3 protein-coding genes are annotated in these 6361 nt (G+C 59.2%); all 3 read left to right on the plus strand.

What is annotated here, in order from left to right; translation table 11 throughout:
* Positions 1-334: 334 nt before the first annotated feature.
* The 3 genes from GY937_09760 to GY937_09770 all read left to right on the plus strand — a co-directional run bounded on the left by GY937_09760 (position 335) and on the right by GY937_09770 (position 6132).
* Positions 335-1405: a radical SAM protein gene (locus GY937_09760; protein ID MCP5056995.1), complete on the plus strand. Its 1071-nt coding sequence runs from the start codon at positions 335-337 to the stop codon at positions 1403-1405.
* Between the two features lie 23 nt (positions 1406-1428).
* On the plus strand, positions 1429-3849 hold the full coding sequence (locus GY937_09765) for a methyltransferase domain-containing protein (protein MCP5056996.1): 2421 nt from the start codon (positions 1429-1431) through the stop codon (positions 3847-3849).
* Between the two features lie 384 nt (positions 3850-4233).
* A complete protein-coding gene (locus tag GY937_09770; GenBank protein ID MCP5056997.1) occupies positions 4234-6132 on the plus strand; it encodes an MMPL family transporter in 1899 nt (632 codons plus the stop codon).
* Positions 6133-6361: the final 229 nt, after the last annotated feature.

Consider the following 6361-nt stretch of genomic DNA (forward strand, 5'->3'; position numbering starts at 1 on the left):
CAGCGTCCACCCTCAGGCTGGGGTCTCCGAACTCACGCCCCGGCTTTGGAAAGAGAACTTCGCCGACTCACCTCTCGGCCCGCTCACAGGCTGAGATCCCGCGATACGGACCGCAACCACGTCCGAGGTTGGCCGCTTACCTTCCAAATATTGTGGTAGGATCGCAAGACGACTCCGGCTAGAATAGAACGCCGTTTCTGCAATGATTCTGGTGGGTGTGAGCTGCTTCTGCGTGCGCGCTCAGCTACCACCCCTGGGGAGATCTATAGATGGATCGCGAAACACAGGGGTTGGGTTCACTCATCGCTCCTCGGAACGACGGGGCTGCGAATCAGTGAAAGAACGCCTCCTCGAACTCCTTCAAGGCCAGACCGAGCTGGCGGCCAGGCTGGCTGCCGTCCGCGACTGGAGCCGGAAGGTGAGGACTACGGAGTACCACCTCACCAATGCATGCAATATCCGTTGCAAGGGGTGCTGGTTCTTCGAATACGACTTCGATCGAACAACCAGCGAGGTGACGTCACTCCACGAGTGGAAGGATTTCGCTGCCAAGGAGGCAGAGCGCGGGATTACATCTGCTCTCATTGTCGGTGGAGAACCGTTGCTCTTTCCCAAGCGAATTGAGTCTTTCGTCTCCAATATGCCGTTCGTAACCGTTTCATCGAATGGGCTCCAGGCACTTCCCAAAGAGGGATTCGAAGATGTAAACGTGGCACTTACGCTGTTCGGCGGTGGGCCCTTGGACGACCAGATTCGGGGGCACCATCCCAACGGCAGCAGGCTAGAGGGTCTCTTTGAAACAGCCCTTGCCAACTACCGTGGAGATGACAGGGCCATCTTCATCTTTGCGCTCAGCGATGACTCCGCGCAGCATATCGAGAGCACGGTCAGGCGGATCGAAGACAACGGCAATCAAGTGACTTTCAACTACTACAGCGACTACGGCAGCGACGACCCGCTCCACGCTGCCCACGGCAACCTCGCGCTTCTTGAAGAAGCCCTCCGAGTTCGCGAGAAATACCCCGATACAGTGCGCAGCACTGACTACTACATCCGGGCACTGGTTACGGGAAGAACGGAGTGGGGTGAGTTCGGTTACGACGTCTGTCCGAGCATCAGCATCGATCACCCTGCGCACGAAGCACGCCGAAAGAACGGGAATCCCACGCTCCCGCTCTTTAATGCTTGGGCAGCCGACCTCGAGACAGTTAACTTCTGCTGCACTTCAGGGCACTGCGAGAGCTGTCGAGACAGTCAGGCGGTACAGAGCTGGTTGATGATGAGCCTCTCGCATTTCCTCTCGTCTGTTGATTCGCTTGAGGCTTGGCTCGATCTATCCGAGAGCTATTGGTCTCAGTTCGTGTGGTCACCCTACCATCGCCGCGCGATCGCAAATCGGCCTTAGCCCGCCAGGAGAGGAACGAGACTGTGGCTGGTGCTGTCACTCCGATTGCGAGCGCAGATCTGCGCCGCTTGCATCCCCGAGCGATCGACACGCCGGAGTCAATCGCTCGGTTGCTAAGCGAGCTATTCGACCGCAGGATAGAACTTAGCCGGTCGACAAACCGCTACAGCGAAAAGGAGACGGCGACCATCGCCGAGCTTCATGACAGCACGGTCGTTCTCACAGTGCGAAACTTCGAGGACGACTCTCGAAACCAGCTGTTTCTCAACTTCGAACTCTCTGGGCGACCCTATTTTTTCTCTGCGCCGAAAATGGGAAACTTAGAAGTCGACCGGCTCTCGATCGGAGTTCCGGCGGTCATTTACGAGGCCGAGCGGCGTGACCGGTATCGGCAACCGGCCGATCTTCGTCGAATGGATGTCACGATCGACGGGATGCAGGCGCGGGCTGAACTTACCGATCGATCCGCCGATGGGATGGGGTTGCGAGTCGGATCGGAGGTGCCTGTTTCTCCGGGGAGTCACCTGACGATCAAGGAAGAAGTGCACGAGCCCACCAGTTGGCGCCTTTTTGGCCGCGTCCGGAACGTGGAGCGCCACATTGAGGCTGGTTGGCGCCGAATCGGGATTTCGACATCCGAGAAGCACTGGCAAGATTCTCTAGCCGTGGAACGGCCGGCTAGCCCTCGCCGAAACGAAAAGATGATCCCCGCTGGGTTGGCCCCGCAGGTGTCGATAGATCAACCAATGCGGATTGAGAGGTACAAAAACCGAAACGGGGAGACGATCTGCGCGCTGCTGAATTGGTCGGGGAAAACCGAGGGGGCACCGGTGGTCGTGATCCCGCCAGCATGGGGAAGGACGAAAGAAACGCTTCTTCCTCTCGCAGCCACGATCGTCGCAACGTTCCATAGCGCTGGAGAGCCCGTTGTTGTCGTCCGGTACGACGGCGTAAGAAAAAGGGGGGAATCGCACACCGAACCTGTGTGCAAGGCGGCTGGAGCCGAATACCTGCGCTTCACGTTTAGCCAAGGGGTCCATGACATCGGGGCAACGCTCGACTTCGTGGAGTCAACTCCGGAATTTCGGCCTTCGGCGTCGGTGTTGGTGACTTTCAGCGTTGCATCGATCGAGGGAAGAAAAGCAATGGCGTCTGAGCCAGAGAGGCTCAACGGCTGGGTAAGTGTGGTTGGCTCGGCCGACGCCCAATCCTTGACCAGAGTGATTTCCGGCGGCGTAGATTTTTTTGGAGCGATAGAGCGAGGAGCGACCTTCGGATACCAGGAGCTTCAAGGGCTGCTTGTCGATATGGACCTGGCGGGCACAGACGCCATAGAGAATCGGATGGCGTTCCTTGAGGACTCGCGCAGAGATTTCTCGAATATTCAGGCACCCATTACCTGGATGCACGGGCGCGATGATGCATGGATGGACCTTGAGCGAATTCGCGAGGCGATGTCCTTTGGTGACGCGACTAGCCGCAGGATCATCGAGGTTCCGACCGGGCACCAACTTCGCACAAGCGAAGAAGCGCTAGGAGTGTTTCAGCTGATTGCGGCGGAGATCGCAAGAATGGTCCTGGGTAGAGAGGTTCCACCGGCGTTGCCCGAGTTGTCGTGGCTCGAGCAGCGGCGCGTCGAAGAACGCGAGCGCATCAAGACGCCATTGGCCAACGTTGGCGAGTTCTGGCGTGACTATGTGATGGGGCGCGACGGCCGAAGGGGCATGGAACTCGTCACAGCGACGACGGTTTGTAGAGATTTCATGGCGGCTCAAGTAGAAGCGCTAGGACTCACGGACGGCCAAACAGTCCTTGACCTTGGTGCGGGAGGCGGTTCATTTCCGCTGCACCTTGCAGCCAACGAGGCAAGCCCTCGCATCCGTGTGGTTTGTGTCGACCTCGTGACGGAAGCGCTCGCAGCGACCAGGGAGAAGTTGGGCAAACATCACCTTGGGCCATCGGTTGTGTACGCCGCGTGCGACCTGAGCACCCAGCCCGAAGGAGGCACGCAGTTCATCCCTCTCCCTGATTCGTCAGTTGATTCCGTGCTCAGTTCCTTAGTGCTAAACTACCTCGCACGGCCCGAACATGTACTCGCAGAAGTCCGCCGGATCTTGGTACCCGGTGGCCGATTGGTTGTTTCATGCCTCAAGCGGGACGCAGATACTTCTACGATCTGCGTGGATACCGTCTCGGAACTCCAATCCGGGCTTGGACGAGAGCAGTTCGGGCGAGACGGAGAGCTAGGCCTCGAAGAATCGCTCCAGAGTTTCATCAACGATGCAGCAAAGCTTCTGGACTTCGAAGAACGGGGTGTTTTTCAATTTTGGAGCGAATCCGAGCTAGTTGCGATGATTCGGGCTAGCGGGTTCGAGGTTGACACTGTGGTTCAAGCCTTTGGACGCGCGAACCAGGCGTATTTGCTATCCGCTCGTTCGCGATAAACCTGCGAAAGTCCTAGGCACCTCAACATGCAGAATGCAGGCCACCGTGATCGTGCCCGCCTTCCGACAGCGCTGGTTCAGCTGGCTTACACGCGTCCGAGTGCCGCCATCGCGTGTTGGCTCTTCATTCTCCTCGTGCTTGTGCCAGGACTATTTCGCCTTTCGGTCGATACTTCCACTGACAGTGTGTTGGATCGATCTGACGAGGCCTGGAGTTTCTATCAAGAGAGCCAAGGTCTCTTTGGCGGGGATGAAATCCTCGTGGTTGCACTGCCGCCTACGTCACCGTTTTCTCTCGAATCTCTGAGCTCGATAGAAGAGTTGTCTCGGGCCGCTGCCCATTTGCCTGGGATTCGCCGGGTCGACAGCATCGCGACTGTCCCGGTGATCCATGCAGAGGAGAGCGGGGCGCTGGAGATGGAACCAGCGCTTATGCCAGGACGAACAACACAAGACGTGGAAGTTCGCCTACGGCTTGACCGCGTAGCTCCACGGAGCCTTGTGTCGGCCGACAATCGCACCCTCGCGGTGAATCTGGTCCTTGAGGAGAACGCCGAGGGGGTTCATGAGGCCCTTGTTTCGCAAGCTAGGGCCCTCGCAAGCCCATTGGGCGGGGCTGTGTCTGGCGTCCCAGTCTTTCGCGTGGAAACCAACGGACGAACCCGATCGGAGATCCTGTTTTTCGCTCCGTTTACCGGACTGGTGCTCTTGGTGGTTCTCTGGGCGATCTATCGCTCGGTGGCGGTCGCCATCTCCTGCTTGCTCCCTGGGGTTGTTGGGGCCTTCGCGATGCTTTCAGCGATGGGCTACCTCGAAAGCCCGCTGACCATTACGACCATCATCCTTCCCTCAGTGGTCTTGGCCCTTGGTTGCGCGTACTCGATGCATCTCATCCTGCCCGCGCGAATGGCCGACCGTGGCGCAGTCATCTCTGCGATCACGCCATCTGCGCTCCCCATCGCGCTCTCTGGCCTGACTACCGCTGTTGGTTTTGGGGCTATCGGTCTCGTGAAGATCGATGCGGTCCGTTTTGTTGGCGGGTTCGGCGGGCTAGGTGTGCTCGTGGTATCGGCTGCCGCGCTCACGCTGGTCCCCGCGTGCCTGAGTTTCCTATCGCCCGTGTGCAGGCGGCCCGCGGGTTCGGGTTGGCTCACGACGGTGCTGCCAAGGTTGCTAGGCCAGCTTGCAAGCAATCGGGCCTCGATCGGCGCTTGGCTCCTTCTTGTTCCGCTAATCGCCGCGGGCGTTACCGCGATTCGAGTCGAAACAGACGCGACGCAATGGCTTCCTCCCGGCAACCCGGTTCGTGACGACTACGATGCAATCAGAGAGCTTCTCTCGGGAATAAGTCCGATCAATTTTGTCGTCAACGCCCCAGCCGAAGCTTCCGTGGTAGGCCAAGACCCCCTTGAGGCCATCGACGCGTTGGCTCGCCACCTCGAGGCAAGGGAAGACGTAGGGAAGGTATTGTCGATCGCGGACCCTCTTCGGCAGATTCACGGTGGGTTCTTGGGCGATGAATCTCAGCCATTGCCTGATAGCGATGCTTTGGTGGAGCAATACCTAGTCGTCTTGGACTCCCTAGAACGCCTGAGCGATTTGGTAACCGCGGATCGGAAACACGCAAATATCGTGATTCGTGCGAACAACAATGGATCCCACCATCTCCGGAAAATCGCGGAAGAAGCGGATCGATGGTGGGAGACGAATGGTCCGGCAGGCTTCAAAGGAAAAACGACTGGCATCATGTTCGAGTACGCTCGGGCTGAAGACGAGATAGCGATGGGGCAACTTCGCGGACTAGCGTTTGCCGTCGCGGCCATAGGCATAATCCTTCTGGCGATATTCCGTTGGCCAAGACTTGCCCTGGTGTCACTTGCCCCAAACGTTCTCCCGGTTGCAGGTGTCTTCGGTGCAATGGGGGCCCTTCAGGTTCCACTTGATGCCGGAACCGTGCTCGTGGGCAGCCTGGCGCTGGGAATCGCAGTAGATGACACAGTCCATGTCATGACGAGGTTTGTTGAACGAACGGATAACGGTGATCGGCTGCGTGATGCCGTTCAGACGGCGCTGGCCGAAGCACTCCCCGCAGTGGTCTACTCGACCGCTGTGGTTTCTCTCTCGTTCCTGATCCTGGGTCTCTCAGAGTTCACTTTTACACGAAATCTAGGCCTTCTGACTGCGGCGATTCTTGTCCTGTGCCTTGTCGCCGATGCGACTCTCCTCCCGGCGCTTCTGGTTCGGCTACCCAGGCGCAAGGCTGCCGAGAAGCAAGCTTCCTAGGAGTCTGCGCGGCAGCGGGGGGCCATTGCGGGGTGAGCCTCGCTAGAGTGAGCCACGCCGCGAGACCTTCGCCGCTACGAGCCGGACCCGCCGCTCAGGCGGGTCCGAGGGAAGCGCTTGGAGCTCCCCGCGCGCGGGCGAGCATCGCGGCGGCCCGGCGGGGCCGACCTGCCGGGCTCGTGGCTCGGCGCCAGCGCCCCGCAGCGGCTGGCCATGGCGAGCGGCGCAC

Source organism: bacterium (assembly GCA_024228115.1).
Taxonomy (GTDB): domain Bacteria; phylum Myxococcota_A; class UBA9160; order UBA9160; family UBA6930.